Raw genomic sequence first — 16,961 nt, forward strand, 5'->3', positions numbered from 1 at the left:
TGGCGATCTCCGGCGTCATCCGCGCACCGCTTTCGGCGCGCTGAGTTCCCGGAGGGAGGCGAGGAACAGTTCGTCCATGCGGGGGCTCAGCTCTGCCAGGGTGGTGGCGCCGGCGTAGCCCGCGGAGCCGAAGACACGTTCGAGCGCTTCGGTATCGGCGCCGGCGCCGAGGGACAGGCACAGGCATCCGACCCCCTCGGCGCGGAGTTCCTCCAGAGCCTTACTGGCATCGGCCTCGGCGTAGCGGCCTTCGTAACCGTCGTCGTAGGGGAACCCGTCGGACAGCACGAGCAAGAGCCGATTCCGGGTTCCCGCTTGGGTTTTGAGAATTTCGCCCGCGCCGCGAATGCCCGCGCCGAGGCGCGTGTAACTGGAGGGCTCGAGCTGGTTGAGCCGGGCTCGCCCGACGGCGCTGAAACGTTGTCCGAAGGTTTTGATCGCCGGGAGATGGACGGCGTGGCGGCCTTGTGATCGGAAGGCGTAGACCGCGACCCGGTCGCCGAGTTCCTCGAGAGTGACGGCGAGAGTGGCGGCGGCGCGGCGCTGATGGTCGTGGACGGCGAGGCCGTCGGGATCGGTGTCGGTGGCCGATCCGGAGGCGTCGAGCAGGATGAGGACCCCGAGATCGCGAGCCAGTTTGCGGTGTTCGCGGTAGACGTGTTCGGGCGGCGAGTAGCCCGAGCGCAGGTCGACGAACAGGTCGATGAGCGCCTCGAGATCGAGTTCGTCGCCGTCGGGTCGGCCACGAAGTACTTTGGGGCCCAAGCCGACTCGGGCCAGGCGTCGCCGTAGCACGTCGTCGGCCGGTACCCCGGCGGCGGCGATATCGGCGTCGGCCGTGAACGGGAAGTCGATCACCCGGCACCATTCGGGCCGGTATCGCTGGTGGTGGACATCCCATTCCGGGTAGAGGGCGCCGCCCACGCCGACTGCGACGCCGGGCTTGTCGTCGTCGGTGAAATGGATTCGCGTCGGGAGCGGGCGGGCATGCGCTCCGAGTTGCTGTGCCCGCCGGACCGCACGCACCGGCGCCTCCGCGCCCGCCGGCCCGTCACCCGGAGAACGCTTGCCGCCCAGCTGCTTTCGCATGAAGTCCAACAGCGTGCGCGAGCTGAACAGCGGATTCTCGAACAGCTTCGCGATCTTGCTCTCGCCCGATTCCGCGGTGTCGTCGTCCTCGTCGTCGGCCTCGGGCACGTCGAGCGGGTCGAATTCCAGGCGCAGCTCCTTGTCGGTGGGCCGCGCCCCGGGTCCCGCGGTCGATGCCAGCAAGCGGGAGGGCCTGATGACACCGAACCATTCCGGCGGATCCGCGACCGGCTTGCGTCCTCGGGCCACGGCGAGTGATTCCTCGGCGGTCGCGGTGCCCGCTGTCCCGACGACGTGCAGGTCGGCGGCGAGGGGCATCCGGTCGGCGAGTTCCGCGAGCACTCGCCGACCCTCGAGCGCCAGATAGCGTCGTGCCACCGCGGGGCGTCCCCGCAGGGACTTCAGCAAGCGCTGTTCCAGGCTTCCCGCCCCGAGCAGCGCGGCCTGCACCAGCAATTCGCGGCGCTGCTCGGCGTCGGAACCGGCCGTGAGGAAAATGGTCCGGCCGTTGGTGTGCGCGGCCGTGCCGGCCGGCGCCGGCACGACGTCGACCGACCGGCCCGCCAGGAAGGTGGCGAGCAGCCGGAACCGGTCGACGCTGTCCGGTTCGGCGGTCATGATCGGGGCAGGATGGCGTCGACGAGTTCGCCGAGCGCGCGGACGACTTCGTGATCGTCGGACAATGCCTGCACGACGGCCGACTGGACGGCACTGCGCAAGCTCAGTCCCTCCGCGACCAAGCCACCGGCGAGGATCAGCATCCGCGTAGACGACACCTCCCGCAGCGGTGACCCGTCCAGATTGCGGATGGCGTTGCCCAGGGTGACCAGCGCGCGGGCCGTGTCGATATCGACCCGGGCTTCGTGCGCGACTACCTCGATCTCGATCTCGGCGGGCGGGAACCCGAGTTCGATCGCGACGAATCGCTGCCGCGTCGACTCCTTGAGGTTCTTCAGAACGCTCTGATAGCCGGGGTTGTAGGAGATCACCAGCTGAAATCCGGGCGCCGCGGACAGTGTCGTGCCGAGCCGGTCGACCGGCAGCTCGCGCCGATGGTCGGCCAGCGGATGGATCACCACGGTGGTGTCCTGGCGCGCCTCCACCACCTCGTCCAGATAGAAGATGGCGCCCTCGCGCACGGCCCGCGTCAGCGGCCCGTCCACCCAGACCGTATCGCCGCCCTTGAGCAGGAACCGGCCCACGAGATCCGCCGACGTCATGTCCTCGTGTCCGGCGACGGTGATCAGATCGCGCCCGATCTCGGCGGCCATGGCCTCCACGAACCGTGTCTTTCCGCACCCGGTGGGGCCTTTCAGCAACACCGGCAGGCCCCGACCGGCCGCCGCGCGAAATACCTCCACCTCGTCACCGACGGCTTTGTAGAACGGGGCCGTCGAAACAGTGCGCGCGGCATGGTTATTGGTCAGCATGGTCAGTTCTCTCGGTCGAACGGAACGATTTTCGGTAGCTCTTTACCTTCGGGCAGGACGAGCCGGCCGTTCGGATCGATGTAGCCGGTGTCGTTGCCCGGTATCGGGAGAACCGGATCGGGACACAACCGATCCGTACCTTCACCACAGATACCCATGTCGAAATACGAACGCTGCTGGATGTCCTCCGGCCAGGACTCGGCGTGCATGCCGAACCACTGCGCGGGCAGGTTGTAGAACACGAAGAAGAACACGCTGCACGCCGCGAAGATCGCGAGGAACCGGGTGAACTGCTGCTTGACGAATCCGCCCTGGATCCGCTCCAGTCCGCGCTCCACGAAGGTGCGGCCCCGGTCGTCGGTGAAATAGCGCAGCGCGCACAGACCCGCCTGCACACCGCCCCACATCAGTCCCTCGTACAGCGGCCACTGGTAGTAGGTGCCGGCGTTGATCGACAGCGATTTGATGGCGCCGGGATAGGTGAACAGACCCATCGGCATCAGGAACAGGCCCTCGATGACGAAATCGAAAACGAAGGTCCACGCGATCAGCACGCCGATCAAGCCGTAGTTGTTGATCCGCGGCCAGCGCGCCTTGGCGCGGCGCATGATCCAGCAGCCCAGAATCGTGCACAGCAGCACGCCGTAGGAATAACCGGGCGCGTTCATCAGGATCGGCTCGGCCATCATGTGACCCGGCTCCCCGTAGGACCGCCACCCCGGGACGTGCAACACCCAGGAGCCCATGTTCCACATCCACGTGTTGTATGTGCTCCACGTGTTGAAGTAATTCAGCAGCGGATCCTGAAACCACAGCAAACCGCACGCCACCAGCAGCATCCCGTCGAGCGTGATGCGCCGCTCCCGTCGCCAGGGCCGGACGATGAAGTAATAGATGCCCACCGGCAGACCGACGATGATCACCGCGGTCCAGGTCATCAGAATGACCTTCATGAGTGTCGGCGGATCACTCGGTCCGGTCGGCACCCGTTCGAAATACGGACCCGTGACCCACCGAATCCACACGTACAGCTGGAAAGCCAGGATCAAGCCGCCGAGCGTCGCCCAGATGCGCACCGGCTTCCCCCGCGATCGAACCTGGGCGCCCAGCGCGGCCACCTCACCGGCCGACTGGGTGACTGTAGGCGCGGTCTTGCTGTCCGACGGTCCACTCATGACACCGTCTCCTTCTCGATCGTCGCGGCACGGCTACGCCAATATACCAACGGGTATCTCAGCATCCAATGGGTTGCTCGGATTCTCTTTGGTAGACTCCGGGGCATGGTTGAGCGGTGGACAGTGGAGCGACGCCTCGAGCACACCCGATCGTTGCTGCTGGATGCGGCGGAGGCGGTGTTTGCCGAAAAGGGCTTCATGTCAGCGACTCTCGACGACATCGCCCGCATGGCCGGCTACACGAAGGGCGCCATCTACAAGCACTTCACCGCCAAGGAAGACCTCTTCCTGGCCGTGAACGACCGCTACTGGCGCCGCTACTTCGACACCTTCTCCGAGGTGATCTCGGCGGCTACCGAAGTCGGCGCACCCGAACTCGACGAGATCGCCCAGCGCTGGCGCCGGCTCAGCGACGACCGCGGCGCCGGGCAGGCCGCCCTCGGCCACGAGTTCACCCTCTACCTGCTCCGCAACCCCGAAGCACGAGAACGTGTGGCCGCCAAGCGATCCGAGGTAGCCCAGGCCCTGGCAACCTTCGTCGCCGAAGGGCTCGACCGCATCGGCGCCACCCTCTCCCTCTCACCCCTGACGTTCGCCCACGTCCTCATCGCCACCACCGATGCCATCGAACTGGCCAGCCAGCTCGACACCTTGGATCTCTACCGCCCCATCCTCGAGATGTACGTCTCCGCGATCAAACTCCCCGATCCCCAGCCATCCCCCGCCGAATGACCTGTGGCGCTCAGGATTTCCTGGCGTAGTGACGTGCGGCCTTGGCTCGATTGCCGCAGGCGGCCATCGAATGCCAGCGGCGGGTGCCGTTCTTCGAGGTGTCGTAGAAGAACAGCACGCATTGCGGATGCGCGCATTGCTTGATGCGACCGGGGCGCTCGGCCAGCAGCTGTAGCAGGTTGTCCGCGGCCAGCCAGGCCGCCAGCCATTCGGACCGCGGCACGTCGGGGTGCTCGGCCGGTCCGGCGGCGGTCAGCACGCGACGGATGCGGCCGTGGTCGAGGATCCGGTTCAGTTCCTCGAAGGCGTCCTCGCACACCGCGCGCCGGATCGCGTCGCGGGTGGACAGCAGGGCGTGGCGGGTGCGCTCGTCGGGCACGCTGTCGGACAGATCGTTGACGGTCAGCCAGCAGCGCAGGCCGTCGAGGTCGATCAGGAGGTCCCGGGGGCCGTCCGCCGACATCCACCGCGTATTCAGCAGGTCGACGGCGAGCGGTTCGCCGACGTGCGGGCGTGGGTCGCGCATGCCTGAGGTTAACCATCCCCTCCCGTGCACTGGGTCACCGGTGCATTCTAACCCTCAAAATTCTTTTCAGGGGTTGACGAGCGCTGGGCACAGCCTTAGGTTCTATAACTGTCAAAACTAATTTTGACGGTTACTCCTACCGAAGGATCGCCATGACGACACCGCAGCTCGCCACCGGCCACATCGGCCTCAACGTCACCGATCTGGATCGGTCCGTCGACTTCTACCGGCGCGCACTGGGTTTCGAGCAGCTCGGTGGCGGGGACGGCGTGCACCGCTACGCCTTCCTGGGCGCCGACGGTCGGCTCCAGCTGACGCTGTGGCAGCAGAGCGCCGGCGAGTTCTCCCCGAAAACCCCTGGGTTGCACCACCTCTCGTTCCAGGTGGAGACCATCGAGCAGGTGCGCGAGGTGGAGACGGTGCTGAAGGATCTCGCGGTGACGTTCGCCCACGACGGCGTCGTCGCGCACGGTGAGGGCGCGGCCTCGGGCGGCATCTTCTTCGACGATCCCGACGGCATCCGGCTCGAGGTGTACGCACCCGGGGGCGCCGAATCGGCTCCCGCGCCGAGCGGCGCGGCACCGACCTGTGGCTTCTTCTGATTCGCGGGAGTCGTTGTGACCACGGTATTTCACGCCGGTGAGCTGGCCGTACAGCGCCGCATGGGGCAGGCCGACAGCGCCGATCGGGTGGGCCGCATCATTCGCCCCGAGATCCCCGCCGCGGCCGCGGCGTTCCTGGCCGAACAGCCGATGGTCGTCCTCGCGGCGGCCGACGACGCGGGCCGGGTCTGGACCGGTCAGCTCGTCGGCCTGCCGGGTTTCGCACACGCCGAGGACGCGCGCACGGTGGCCGTGGACGCGCGTCCGGTGTCGGAAGACCCGTTGGCCGAACCACTGCGCGGCGCGCGCAAGGTCGGGTTGATCGCGCTACAGCCCCAGCGCCGCCGGCGGATGCGGGTGAACGGCACCGCCGGACCGACCGACGCCGGGCTTCGGATCACCACCGACCAGGTGTATTCGAACTGCCCGAAGTACATCTCCCGGCGGGCGATCACGGAGTTCCGCCCCACCCTTCCGGGCCCGGCCAGGCGCTCCGCGACGCTCGACGTCCGGCAGCAACGGGCGGTGTCCGACGCCGACACCTTCTTCATCGGCACCGTCGACGCCGAAGGCAACGCCGACGCCTCGCATCGCGGCGGCAATCCCGGCTTCCTACAGGTACTTTCACCGTCCCGGTTGCGCTGGCCGGACTACCGGGGCAACTCCATGTTCATGACCCTCGGCAATATCGTCACCGATCCGCGCTGTGGGCTGTTCATCCCGGATTGGCACACCGGCACCACCCTGCAACTCACCGGCACAGCCGAAATCCTTTGGGATGAAAGCGATTTCGCGCCCGGGGCGCAGTGCGCGATCGAATTCGAGATCACCGAGGTGGTGGAGATACCCCACGCCGGACCGCTCCGCTGGGGGCCACCGGAACTCTCACCGGTCAATCCCGCCTGAGCGTAATTACAGAGCAGTCGCTCTGTTATAGTTCGGTCATGCCCCGCCCTCGCACTCACGACCTGGACCGGGTGCTGGATACCGCCGAACGGATCGCGGTGGAATCCGGCCCGGCCGCGGTCACCGTTCGCGCGCTCTCGCAGGCCACGCTGGTATCCAACGGGGCGATCTATCACGCGTTCGGCTCGCGGGCGGGGCTGACGGGTCAGGTCTGGGTGCGCGCGGCAGAGCGTTTCCTGGAATTACAGCGCGAAGCCGTAGACAAGGCTCTGGCCGCCGGACCGGCGCCGCGCAACGCCGTCGAAGCCGTCGTGGCCGCGGCGGACGCGCCCGCGGAATATCTGCTCCGGCACCCGGTCTCGGGACGATTTCTGCTGACCGTGGACCGCGCGGAACTGCTCGGCGCCGGCGATCTCCCGGCGGAGGTGGCCGCCCGGCTGACCGCCCTGGACAAGGCCCTCACCACGCTGTTCGTCCGGCTCTCACGCGAGCTGTGGGATCGCGCCGACCGCGAGTCGGTGGCGGTCGTGCGGGACTGCGTGGTGGAACTACCCACCGCGTTGCTGCTGCGCGGGCAGCGCGAGCCCGATCCCCCCGCGCGCGCCCGCCTCGCCGCGGCGGTGCGGGCGGTACTGGCACTCACTCCTCCCGAACCGGCGCGGCCCGGCGACCCGGCCGCCTGATCGAATCGAAAGGCACCACCATGACCACTCAGCTGTCCTATCGCGACAAGATCGCCGTGCTGCACCTCGGCGACGACGAGAACCGGTTCTCCCCAGACTGGCTCGACAGCCTCGACACACACCTGACCGAGATCGAGGCCACCGCGCAGGGCATGGTGACCGTCGGTGCCGGGAAGTTCTACTCCAACGGCCTGGACCTCGATTTCCTGATGACCCACGGCGACCGTGCGGAATGGTACGTCGGGCGCGTACACAGCCTGTTCGCCCGGATCCTGACCTTCCCGATGCCGACCGTGGCGGCGGTCAACGGTCACAGCTTCGGCGCCGGGGCCATGCTGGCGATCGCACACGACTACCGCGTCATGCGCGAGGACCGCGGCTACTACTGCTTCCCCGAGGTCGACATCAACATCCCGTTCACGCCCGGCATGGCCGCCCTGATCCAGGCCAAACTCGGTCCGCAGGCCGCGATCACCGCGATGACCACCGGCCACCGCTACGGCGGCCCGCAGGCCCGCGCCGCCGGACTCGTCGACGACACCGCCACCGAGGACCAGCTACTCGACCGCGCCATCGAACGCCTGAACCCACTGCTCGGCAAGAACCCCGACACGGTCCGGGCCATCAAGGCGACCATGTTCGCTTCCGTCGTCGAGGCGTTGGGTCAGTAATTGAAATCCGGTGCGTCGACGGGGACGACCGGATGCCAGGGGTTGTCGTGGTGCCGGATGGCACTCAGGGCGCGATCGCCCCCGACACCGCCGGCTCCGTTGGAACGCGCCGCCGAACGTCGGACCATGGGCGCGGATTCGGTCAGATTCGCTTACAAACCTTAGGTGGCAAGGGAATTGGCGTAGCGGCCGGTCCGTGCGGGCGTGCCCGCCTTGGTGGCCGTCGGTGCGCGATTACGTTGCTGCCCTGCGTCTTCGAGGCCGCACGGACGAATTTCACAGCTTTTTCTGAGGTAACCCTGATACGTTTTGTCCTGTTTGCCAGTGTCAGACAACAACTCGGGGAGCTGTATGCCTGCCATGAGCCTCACGACGCCGCATCGCGCGCTCGTTCTCGGTTACGGATCACTGCTCGTGACGATCGCGGGATTCGTCAATGCCGTCGCCATCCTGACCTTAGCCCTCCCGGTCGCCAATGTGACCGCGACGACAACGCAGCTCGGGATGGACGCCGCCAGCCCGTGGATGTTCGAAACAAGCCTGCTGGCCGCGATCATCCTGGGATTCCTGATGGGTGCGGCGGCGGCCGGCGCGATCCTCGCGCCCGCGAAAACCCATGCGGGAGTTCGGCACAGCGCCATCATGGCCGGCGAGGCGTTACTGCTCATGCTGGCCTTCGCCTGGTTGGGAGACACACTGTCGGTCTTCCTCGCCGCGCTCGCCTGCGGGCTGCAGAACGGGGCTAGTTCCAGCTTGCGCACGATGCAGATCCGCACCACCCATTTCACCGGCACCGTCACCGATCTCGGCCTGCTCATCGGGCGTTCACGCCGGCACCGGATCGACAGCTGGCGGGCCACCGTACTGTCGGCCACGGTCATCACGTTCATCGGGGGCAGCGTCGCGGGCACCGTCCTCGGCAGCCGGATCGGCGAGGCGGCACTACTGTTGCCCGCCGCGGCCTGCGTCCTCATCGCCCTCGCCGGGCTCGCCTACGACCGCAGCCGCCGCCTTCCCACACCGTCGAACGAACTCGAATCCCACCCCTCCGCCGACCGCGACGCGCCGGAGCTTCGGCGAGTCGGGGTCTCGTAGCGATATGTCCGGCCGGACCGGCACGCCTGTCACGGACATGCGTGCCGGTCCGGAAAGGCTTGGGTCACTTCGTGTGTTCGAACGGCACCGTGTCGGGGACATGCGCCCCTTCGGGCAGGATCAACTTGCCCTCGGTGTCGATGTATCCCGAACGCTTCGTCGGTATCGGGAGGGCGGGGTCGGGGCACGGTACGTCGGTGCCGTCACCGCAGATGCCCCCGTTGAAGTAGGAGCGCTTCAGGTGATCCGTGGGCCACGGATCGGCGTGCATGCCGATCCACTGTGCGGGAACGTTGTAGAAGAAGAAAAAGCACGCGCTCACCGCGGCGAACACGGCGAGGAATCGGACGAACTGCTGGCGCACGAATCCGCCACGGACGGAATCCAATCCGCGCTCGACGACGGTGCGACCCCGATCGTCGGTGAAGTAGCGCAGACAGCACAGGCCCGCCTGCACCGCACCCCACATGAGTCCCTCGTAAATCGGCCACTGGTGATAGGTGCCCGCGGCGAACGACACGGAACGGATCGCGCCGGGATAGGTGTAGAGCCCGAACGGCAGCATGAAGCCCGCTTCCATGACGAAGTCGAGCACGAAGGTGAACGCGTAGGTAGCCAGAATCAGTCGCAGATTGGTGATATTCGGCCAGCGCGACTTGATCCGGCGCATCACCCAGCAGCCGAATATCGTGAGCATCAGGACCCCGGCCGTGTAGCCGGGAGCGTTGACCAGCAGCGGCTCGGCAACCTGATGGCCCGGTTGTTCCGGCGAGACCCAGCCCGGAATATTCGATGACCAGGACCCCCGATTGAACAGCCACGTGTTGTAGGTGCACCAGGTGTTCAAGTAGTTCAGCAGCGGGTCCTGGAAGAACATCAGCCCCATGGACACCAGCAGGATGCCGTCGAGGGTGATCCTGCGCTCCCGGCGCCACGGCCTGATGATGAACCACCAGATCGCCACCGGCAGACCGACGCACACCACGACGGCGTTCATCGTCAAGAACGCCTTCATATACATCGGTGGGCTCGTCGGCCCGTCGGGCACCCGCTCGAAATACGGCCCGGTCACCCATCGCACCCATACATACAACTGGAGCGCCAACAGTAGCCCGCCGGCGGTTGCCCAGATCTGCACGCGCTTCACCCGGAGACGATCCTGCGCTGCCGGATCGGTGGCTCCGCCGGAGGTGGCCGCCCCGCCGAATTGCGTTGCCACCGGGGGCTTCTCGCTCGACAGCTCGCTCATGATGCCTCCATACCCATGCCGTCGCATGCTCTACGCCAGCAATATACCAACAAGTATCTCAACAGACAGCGAGTATCTTAGGTGCTGCGGAGCAGCTACGCCATGGGGGATGCCGCGAGAGTTACTTCCGTCCGAGGGCGGAGATGCGCTGTGGCTGTTCCTATCCCCGATGTAATGCCGATGGTGATTTCCACGGAGTGCTTCTTTTTACTGCCGTGCACACGGCCGACCGGTTTTAGCGTCATCCGCGGTTCTCGAAGTGAGCGAATTCGAAACTGCGGGAACCGAACCGCACCTGTGTGCAGAAAGGTATCTGATGAAGCGAACGACCATCCGCGGGACACTGCGCGCCGCCCTGGTGGCGAGCGCGGTGGTCCTCGCGTTAGGACTACCGGGCGCCGGAGTGAACGCCGATCCCGCGCCGGTGTCCGGTGAGCAGCAGTTGGCCGATGTGATCGGGCAGGGTTTGAAGGATCCGGCGGCGCGTCCGATCGCTGATACGGGTAGCGCGGGTAGTTCCGGGTCCGCGTGCACGTCGGGTAGTGGGGCGGGGTCGGGGAATGGTTCGGGTGATTGTTATGGGGGTTCGGGGTCGAGTTCGGGGTCCTCGGGTGGGCATTCGTCGGACACGGTGGGGTACGGGCCGGCGTCGTCGGCGTTCCTGGCGGCGTTCGGGTACGGGTTGCTGAATCCGAATGTGGCGCCGCCGGGCAGTAACGACTGGAACTGTAAGCCGACCGCGGCCCATCCCGAGCCGGTGGTGTTGATCCATGGGACGTGGGAGAACGCGTACGACAACTTCGCGTTCGTGTCCCAGCCGATCCATGATGCGGGTCATTGTGTGTTCACGTTCAACTACGGTCAGTCGAATCTGGTCGAGGGTGGCGGGCTGGGGTCGGTGCTGCCGGGGGCGAACGGGACGGGGTTGATCCAGGACTCGGCCAAGCAGATCGCGGTGTTCGTGGATCGGGTGCTGGCGGCGACGGGGGCGCAGAAGGTGAACATCGTCGGGCATTCGCAGGGTGGGGCGGTGTCGCGGCAGTATCTGAAGTTCGAGGGTGGGGCGTCGAAGGTGGATCATCTGCTGACCTTCGGTGCCACCAATCACGGCACCACGCTGGATGGGATCGGTGCGCTGGGGCGGGCGATCAACAATTTCGGGATCGATGTGCTGGGTCTGGTGGAGATCTTCGTGGGGCATTCGGGGATTCAGCAGACGGTGGGTTCGGATTTCGTCAACGCGTTGAATGCGGGTGATGACACGGTGCCGGGGGTGGATTACACGGTGGTCGGTACCCGCTACGACGAGGTGACCACTCCGTATGATCTGACGTTCCTCACCGCGGGTCCGGGTGCGACGGTGCGTAACATCACCCTGCAGGACGGGTGTGAGCAGGACCTGTCGGACCATTTGACGTTGATGTACTCCCCGCGGGTGCTCTCGATCATCCTCAACACCCTCGACCCGTCACAACCACTGGTCTGCACCTTCAACCCGTGGCTGATCGGCGGCGGCGGCAAGCTGTAAACCCGGTCGTACACCTCCGCCGAGTGACCTCCCGCAGGCCACTCGGCGGAGTCGTCTGTGCGCGGTGAGACAAACCGCGGTGCGACGCGTAGCTCCGCCCACGACGGGTAATGCGAGAACGCCATTACTGTCGATGATGGGAGGCGTCATGAGAGACGTCGAGGAGAATACGTCTACCGGGCGCGGCGGTCGGCTACGTATTCCGCGCAGCCGCGGCGCATTGGGCGGGCTGGCCGTGCTTCTGCTGGGTATCTGGGGCGCGCTCATTCCGTTCATCGGGCCCTATTTCGATTTCACCTATACCCCGGACGAACCGTGGGTGTGGTCGGCCGCGCGCGGCTGGCTGCAGGTGCTCCCGGGTGTGGCCGCGGCGATCGGTGGCCTGCTCATGCTGTCGAGCGGGAACCGTGTCGTCGCGCTCGCGGGCGCGTGGCTGGCCGCGGCGGCCGGCGCGTGGTTCGTGATCGGCCCCGTGCTGGCAGGTCCCTTCGGCTTGGACATCGGCACCCCGGTCGCGGGCTCCGATTGGAAACAATCGCTCATACAGCTCGCCCTCTTCTACGGGCTCGGTGCGGTGATCCTCTTCTTCGCCGCGTCCTCGCTGGGCCGGCTGTCGGTGCACAGTGTCCGCGATCTCGCCTTCGGACGGCGTGAAGTCGACAACGCGGCGACCCGACCGGCGAACGTCGCACCCGGCCTGGCCGAAGGTGCCACCGCTCCCCGGGACAACCCGCGGACCAGCGGGACCGGAATGCACCGTGGACCGCGTCTGCACGGCGGTCCGGCTTGAGACTCGGGGCGCGGCGTCCAGCCCCCGATGAGACTGTGACAACACATCTTTCGAGATCGCCGGGGCGGTGACCCCACCGCCCCGGCAAGCGCGCGGAGCCGGTCCACCACTGCCGCGTCGGTGGTGTGGCCTGTCGGTGTTCAACTGCGGGCACGGTCCCGCTGGAGATCTACATGAATACCGTACGGTTCACGCGGATGGCATGTTCTGGGGTCGACTTCAACTTCTCGATTCGCTCGAATATGACCGCCGCGGCCAAGTCGCGGCGCTTCGGCAATCTCGCGGCGTCGGCCGCCGGCAGTGCGGTTCGCAGTTCGTCGCTGGTGAGATCGGTGCAGTAGCTGGGGGAGCCGGGCTGCTGGCGCCACGATTGCGCCAGCGTTCCGGCATCGAACCCGTCGAAGCCGGTGTCGTCGACCAAGGCCATGCCCACCGCACGCGCGCTCTCGTCATCGGCCGCGACCGGGATGGCGATGCGTCCCTCGGTTCCCGCGGGCGCGCCCTTTCGAGCGAACGAGTCGGACCCGATAGCGTTCCACGCCTTGACGATCGGCCGCCCGAGTTGCTCTGCGACCCAGAGGCTTTCGACTTGACCATTCTCGATGGCCTCGATGGCGGAATCGCGTGACGGGTAATAGTTCGAGGTGTCGACGACGACGGTCTCGGCGGGCACGGTGGCGATCAACGGTGCGATATCGGGAATCCGGTTCAAGGGGATGGACAAGATCACGACGTCCACATCCCGCACCGCATCGGCCGAGGACACCGCGCGCGCACCCGAGGCAAGCAGCTCGGCCTCGATCGTCTCCGGTCCCCGCGAATTCGCCACTTTCACGTCATGCCCGGCCGCACTCAACTTCACGGTCAGCGTTTTGCCGATGAACCCGGTACCGATCACACCGATTCTCATGCGGAACTCCTTCTGTCAGCGTCCATTTCACTCAGCACAGACCCGTACCGCTGCCCCACCGGAGCAAAACGGAGTCGGCATCCGTATTTGATCGAGCATAAAACGGAGGCGGCCTCCGGTCAACTCCGGCCTCAGAAACCCCGTCCCGAACCACGGTGGTCGGCGCGCGCCGAGGGCACGTACCGCAATCTGCTCGGCGCCAGGGGCGCCGCGAGCCGGAGTCCGGCCGCGTAGGTGCGCAATGCGACGCGGTCTCCGGAGCCCGCCGCCACGCCGAACAGCTCTCGCGCTCGGGGGTGCTGTAGCTCGCGGGCCACCGCGGACGGCAGCAACCTCGGAACCCAGGCATCCGGCCGCAACACCACGGGCATGAACTTGCGCGACGCCGGAGTAGGGCGAAGGCGGGTACCGCAGGCGTGCTCGAAATAGTCCACGAACTCGGCCCAGGTCGGCGGGACCGGGCGCGCGGAGACCCCGTATCGCAAGTACCACTCGCAGCATTGCTCATAGAGCAGCTCGTGGTCACGGTCGGACATCGGTGAAATGAACGTATTGATCGCTACGACAAGGCTTTCCGCGTAGGTCGCGTGCTGGAAGTGGAATACGTCCGGATGCACGGCGTGAAAACGTTGCCCCCTGTCGTCGACGCCCTTGATGTGCTCATGGATCGCGGCCATGGCATGCCGGCGGGGCCGATCGTCGTAGGCCGCCGCGATGGCGCGCGACGCCGTCCGTCGTTCGTGCAGCCACAGCCGCATTCGCACATGCTGGTCGAGCGCGGACGCGATCGCCGGATGCAGAATCTGCAGACCCAGCGCGCGGCAGAGCCAGCAAGAATCGGCGGTCGCCTACATACCGCCGGAGCAGTGACGCTTGCCGTCCCGATGTGCTCACGTGCGCCCCTTCCCCACGACGGTCAGTTCGTTCCCAATCGCCCACATCGGACGTCGAATCGTTCGCGCACCGTCTCCAACGTCCTGCTGTGGTGGTCACGATCTCGGCGATGCGTCCGCAGGAACTGCGCGGCATTTATCAGTCGTCGCGGAATCGGGTACCAGCGGCTGACATCGACTCCGCAGTCGAGGAACGCTTTCATCGGAACACTGTCGGCGATAACGCTGAAGTTGTGCTGGTTGAGCGCCATCAACGCGTACGGCAACACCCCATTGGCTTTACGTCGGAGCTCTTCGACGTCAAGTTCGTACAGCGGCGCATCCCGCAGGCGATCGAGAAACATCAGATGCGTCATGAAATAGGACTGAACCGTGACCGGCTGCAGGGTCGCCGAACGTTGCTGAATCGACAGCACTGCTCCGCTTGCCGACGCGTACGGCTCATATGGATGCTCTCTGGCGAGCAGATACCCTGTGCAGTTCACCACCCAGCTCCCGTGCGGAACCGGCCTCGTCGAACCATCTCGGAACACCAATTCCGTGACGTTGCCACGATCGACCGCGTCGACAAGACGTTCCACAACGATCGTGGTCAGTCCTGCGGCAATCGTTTCCGCTTCGGCATCGGAGAGATAGCTGGGGCGCGTGGGCGTCTCCGTAGCCCCTGACGTGGCCCAAGGCTCGATGACCCGTGTGATTCAGCCCGAAGGCGTCGGAGCTCCGGCGCCGCCGATGTCGCGCCGCGCGGGCTGCGGAAGAGTCCGGTAGGCACTCGGTGAATTGCCGGTCCATCGCGTGAACGATCTGCTGAATGCCGCGGTGCTGGCGTAACCGAGGCGGGCCGCGGTCTCTTTGACGGTGAGGTCGAGGAGCCCGAGCATATCGATGGCGAGCGCACAGCGAACCTCCTCGCGGAGGATACGGAAGCTGGTGCCCTCCTCGGCGAGTCGTCGATGCAGAGTGCGACGGTCCATGTTCAGTCCGGCCGCAATCTCACTTGCCGTGGGCGCGGCCTGGATCTGGTGCAGGAGCATGGCGCGGATTCTGCCGGCGAGCCGGCCGCGCTCATGTCGACTCTGCAAGAGATCCAAGCAGTGCTGCTCACACAGCGCAGCGGTCGCCGGATCCGGCATCGACATCGGTTCCGCGAGAAGATCGAGTGGAAACGTCAGTTCTGTGGTCGGGCGGTCGGCGATGATCCGGAATCGTCGGATCGGATCGTGTGCGAGGTCGGCAAGCATCCGAGTCATGCCATCGGTCATTTTCTCCGCACGGTGGTCGGGAAGCGCCAACTCGAAGCGCGTATCGCCGAGACGATCTACGAGTCGTGGGCTGAGACACCGCAACACGATCGCTCCGAAGATGATGACGATGTCACGTTCGAGCAGGAAGGCACGGACGTCAGCCGGCAGGACCTCGTGCCGGAACGTTATCCGCCCTGTCGTCTGGCTGAGGCTGACCGTGATGTCGATGAATCGGTTGCCGATCCGCAAAGTTTGCAGTGCGACTCGAAGAGCGTCGCCGGCGGTGGGGCTGCTGAGCATAGCGAATCCCAGCAAGCCGAAGTTTGCCAGCGAGAAGCGCATCGCGACCTCGGTGCCGAGGCCCGGTCGATCTCCGAGGGTCTGCACATACCAGCCGAATCCGTGTGGCGTGACGACCCGGAGCGCACCACCGAACCATAGACAGCTCCGGCATCCGCACATGCCGCGATCAGGGTGGTGAATAGGTTGCCGTTCGCGGTCATCGTGGAGCATGGGTACCTCGACCGAGATCGATGTCGCTTTCGCCGGTGACGATCTCGTGCTGCGGCTGGCCTGCACGGCCTACCTCGCTCGCTACACAGGAAGCTCCCGTATCCACTGCACCTCCGACCTCCGGCTGTATTTCCGCTGGTGTGCCGATCACGAGCTGACGCCGCTCGAGATGGTCCGTGCGGAGGTCGAACGGTATGTGCGCTGGATGCAGGGTTCTACCGCACCTGCGTCATCGACGGCGTCCTGGAACACTCACCAGCCGAGTACGTGCGCCGACCGAGAGTGCCCAACGAATCTCCGACGCTGGGGCTTTCGCATCTGCAATTCGAAGCATTGCTGACCGCGGCGCGAGATTCCCTGCATCCCAGCGACTTCGCGCTCGTCGCCATGCTCGGACTGCTGGGCTTGCGAATCTTCGAAGCCTGCGGATCCGATATCGACGACCTCGGCGAGGAGCATGGCCACCGCGTCCTACGGGTGGTCGGCAAGGGCACCAAAGTCGTGCTGGTGCCGCTGCCGCCGGCGGTCGGCCGAGCCATCGACCGATCCTGTAGCGACCGAGCGCGGGCCGATCCTGCTCAATGCGCGGCCGCCGGATGGACCGTCACTGCGCGACCCGTCGGCTGCGTCGGCTCGCACAGGCATCAGTGGTGCGGTTGCCACGGATGCATCCACACATGCTGCGCCACACCTTCGTCACCACGATGCTCGACGCCGGGGTCGACCTCCGAGATGTTCAGATCGCCGCGCGCCACGCCGACCCACGCGCGACCATGCGCTACGACCGGGCGCGCACCAACCTCGATCGGCACCCGAACTACATCCTCGCCGCCTACATGGCCTCGGGCACATGACGTCTCAACCGCACACTACTTTGCCGAGTTGAGTGTATTGGTCGGTTACGGTCCGCGGGAGGGACTGTCGG

The 16,961-nt window shown here is 66.1% G+C and carries 18 protein-coding genes; 9 read left to right on the top strand and 9 right to left on the bottom strand.

Annotated features, from left to right (window positions below; genetic code table 11):
- Positions 1-15: 15 nt before the first annotated feature.
- From ACFMRZ_RS13675 to ACFMRZ_RS13685, 3 genes are read right to left on the bottom strand one after another with little or no spacing between them, the layout of a single operon-like run.
- Positions 16-1,707 carry a nitric oxide reductase activation protein NorD gene (locus ACFMRZ_RS13675; protein ID WP_400179444.1) on the bottom strand — a complete coding sequence of 564 codons (1,692 nt, stop codon included), beginning with the start codon at positions 1,705-1,707 and terminating at the stop codon, positions 16-18.
- Complete coding sequence (locus ACFMRZ_RS13680) at positions 1,704-2,519, bottom strand: CbbQ/NirQ/NorQ/GpvN family protein (protein WP_280271216.1); 816 nt, start codon at positions 2,517-2,519, stop codon at positions 1,704-1,706. The genes ACFMRZ_RS13675 and ACFMRZ_RS13680 overlap by 4 nt, the downstream gene beginning before the upstream one ends.
- A gap of 2 nt (positions 2,520-2,521) precedes the next feature.
- Entirely contained in the window at positions 2,522-3,694 is a 1,173-nt protein-coding gene (locus ACFMRZ_RS13685; protein ID WP_400179445.1) for a spirocyclase AveC family protein, read from the bottom strand.
- Positions 3,695-3,799: 105 nt separating this feature from the next.
- On the opposite strand from ACFMRZ_RS13685, the gene ACFMRZ_RS13690 reads away from it, so the two are divergent.
- Positions 3,800-4,426, top strand: coding sequence for a TetR/AcrR family transcriptional regulator (locus tag ACFMRZ_RS13690; RefSeq protein WP_400179446.1), 627 nt, complete (start codon positions 3,800-3,802; stop codon positions 4,424-4,426).
- Positions 4,427-4,436: 10 nt separating this feature from the next.
- On the opposite strand, the gene ACFMRZ_RS13695 is transcribed toward ACFMRZ_RS13690, so the two are convergent.
- The gene (locus ACFMRZ_RS13695) at positions 4,437-4,952 is read right to left on the bottom strand and encodes a CGNR zinc finger domain-containing protein (RefSeq protein ID WP_280368516.1); all 516 of its coding nucleotides are present in this window, start codon (positions 4,950-4,952) and stop codon (positions 4,437-4,439) included.
- 152 nt (positions 4,953-5,104) lie between these two features.
- Here ACFMRZ_RS13695 and ACFMRZ_RS13700 point away from each other — a divergent pair, with 152 nt between their 5' ends.
- From ACFMRZ_RS13700 to ACFMRZ_RS13720, 5 genes are all read left to right on the top strand, one after another.
- Positions 5,105-5,554, top strand: a complete 450-nt coding sequence (locus ACFMRZ_RS13700) for a VOC family protein (RefSeq protein WP_400179447.1) — start codon at positions 5,105-5,107, stop codon at positions 5,552-5,554.
- A 60-nt stretch (positions 5,555-5,614) separates the two neighbouring features.
- The gene (locus tag ACFMRZ_RS13705) at positions 5,615-6,460 is read left to right on the top strand and encodes a pyridoxamine 5'-phosphate oxidase family protein (RefSeq protein ID WP_400182855.1); all 846 of its coding nucleotides are present in this window, start codon (positions 5,615-5,617) and stop codon (positions 6,458-6,460) included.
- 38 nt (positions 6,461-6,498) lie between these two features.
- The gene (locus ACFMRZ_RS13710) at positions 6,499-7,143 is read left to right on the top strand and encodes a TetR/AcrR family transcriptional regulator (RefSeq protein WP_400179448.1); all 645 of its coding nucleotides are present in this window, start codon (positions 6,499-6,501) and stop codon (positions 7,141-7,143) included.
- A 20-nt stretch (positions 7,144-7,163) separates the two neighbouring features.
- A complete protein-coding gene (locus ACFMRZ_RS13715) occupies positions 7,164-7,814 on the top strand; it encodes an enoyl-CoA hydratase/isomerase family protein (protein WP_400179449.1) in 651 nt (216 codons plus the stop codon).
- Positions 7,815-8,165: 351 nt separating this feature from the next.
- A complete protein-coding gene (locus ACFMRZ_RS13720; RefSeq protein ID WP_400179450.1) occupies positions 8,166-8,909 on the top strand; it encodes a YoaK family protein in 744 nt (247 codons plus the stop codon).
- Positions 8,910-8,973: 64 nt separating this feature from the next.
- Here the strand turns inward: ACFMRZ_RS13720 and ACFMRZ_RS13725 are convergent, their stop codons facing one another.
- Positions 8,974-10,158, bottom strand: a complete 1,185-nt coding sequence (locus ACFMRZ_RS13725) for a spirocyclase AveC family protein (protein ID WP_280271207.1) — start codon at positions 10,156-10,158, stop codon at positions 8,974-8,976.
- A 316-nt stretch (positions 10,159-10,474) separates the two neighbouring features.
- Here ACFMRZ_RS13725 and ACFMRZ_RS13730 point away from each other — a divergent pair, with 316 nt between their 5' ends.
- Together ACFMRZ_RS13730 and ACFMRZ_RS13735 are read left to right on the top strand one after the other, a co-directional pair.
- Positions 10,475-11,686 (top strand): esterase/lipase family protein, encoded by a 1,212-nt coding sequence (locus tag ACFMRZ_RS13730; RefSeq protein ID WP_400179451.1) that lies wholly within the window; start codon positions 10,475-10,477, stop codon positions 11,684-11,686.
- A gap of 148 nt (positions 11,687-11,834) precedes the next feature.
- Entirely contained in the window at positions 11,835-12,476 is a 642-nt protein-coding gene (locus ACFMRZ_RS13735) for a hypothetical protein (RefSeq protein WP_400179452.1), read from the top strand.
- 169 nt (positions 12,477-12,645) lie between these two features.
- Here the strand turns inward: ACFMRZ_RS13735 and ACFMRZ_RS13740 are convergent, their stop codons facing one another.
- The 4 genes from ACFMRZ_RS13740 to ACFMRZ_RS13755 all read right to left on the bottom strand — a co-directional run bounded on the left by ACFMRZ_RS13740 (position 12,646) and on the right by ACFMRZ_RS13755 (position 16,036).
- Positions 12,646-13,386, bottom strand: a complete 741-nt coding sequence (locus ACFMRZ_RS13740) for an NADPH-dependent F420 reductase (RefSeq protein WP_400179453.1) — start codon at positions 13,384-13,386, stop codon at positions 12,646-12,648.
- A gap of 131 nt (positions 13,387-13,517) precedes the next feature.
- On the bottom strand, positions 13,518-14,150 hold the full coding sequence (locus ACFMRZ_RS13745; RefSeq protein WP_400179454.1) for an oxygenase MpaB family protein: 633 nt from the start codon (positions 14,148-14,150) through the stop codon (positions 13,518-13,520).
- A gap of 152 nt (positions 14,151-14,302) precedes the next feature.
- Complete coding sequence (locus ACFMRZ_RS13750; protein WP_400179455.1) at positions 14,303-14,860, bottom strand: hypothetical protein; 558 nt, start codon at positions 14,858-14,860, stop codon at positions 14,303-14,305.
- Positions 14,861-14,977: 117 nt separating this feature from the next.
- Positions 14,978-16,036, bottom strand: coding sequence for a helix-turn-helix domain-containing protein (locus ACFMRZ_RS13755; RefSeq protein ID WP_400179456.1), 1,059 nt, complete (start codon positions 16,034-16,036; stop codon positions 14,978-14,980).
- 581 nt (positions 16,037-16,617) lie between these two features.
- On the opposite strand from ACFMRZ_RS13755, the gene ACFMRZ_RS13760 reads away from it, so the two are divergent.
- The gene (locus ACFMRZ_RS13760; RefSeq protein ID WP_400179457.1) at positions 16,618-16,890 is read left to right on the top strand and encodes a tyrosine-type recombinase/integrase; all 273 of its coding nucleotides are present in this window, start codon (positions 16,618-16,620) and stop codon (positions 16,888-16,890) included.
- Positions 16,891-16,961: the final 71 nt, after the last annotated feature.

Source organism: Nocardia sp. N2S4-5 (genome assembly GCF_044628355.1).
Classification (GTDB): domain Bacteria; phylum Actinomycetota; class Actinomycetes; order Mycobacteriales; family Mycobacteriaceae; genus Nocardia; species Nocardia wallacei_B.